This is a genomic window from Arthrobacter sp. SX1312 (assembly GCF_002929295.1).
Classification (GTDB): domain Bacteria; phylum Actinomycetota; class Actinomycetes; order Actinomycetales; family Micrococcaceae; genus Arthrobacter_D.
This window is the reverse complement of sequence record NZ_PJIM01000047.1, coordinates 1-486: the sequence shown is the minus strand read 5'-3', so window position 1 is coordinate 486 and position 486 is coordinate 1. Positions and strand designations below refer to the sequence as shown.

Here is a 486-nt window from a genome sequence, read left to right as displayed (position 1 = left end):
GATGGCGGCCATGCTACCAAAGCTGTATGGAGAGAACTCTTGGATGGAGGAGAGGAACGGCCACAGAGGTGTAGCTTTGTATCCAAGGGAGCTTACAATTACTGGGGTTAATGACAACAAGTTCTGGGTCTGGCACTCTCTCGTACTCGGAAGTATTGGAAAATTGGGGTTGGAAGCGCCGAAGCTCGTGGGATCAACCCATGTCGAGATCCGTGGGAAATTGAAAATGTCAGTGCTCACACCGGGTGTCAAATATCAGGTTTCATTGCTAGCGATGTTAAGCGATCCAGTGGAGGGTTGGGAGTCCTGCCCTGTGAACCTCAAGCTTACCCTACCTGATGGAACTTCACAATCACGCAAAGTGAACCTGAGCAAGTTCCCGAAGAACCAGTTGGTGATGTTGGTGCTCGGTCATTTTGAGGCCGTTGATGCTGGCGAGTTCAGCTTCTCAATGGTTGAGACTTCGGATCTCCACATTAAGAAGAG

At 50.0% G+C, this 486-nt stretch carries 1 protein-coding gene; it reads left to right on the top strand.

All coding sequences use genetic code 11. The features are described from left to right. Nucleotides 1-43: 43 nt before the first annotated feature. Nucleotides 44-486 (top strand): hypothetical protein (locus CXQ92_RS17985; protein ID WP_181033740.1); only part of this gene is annotated, 443 nt, incomplete at its 3' end.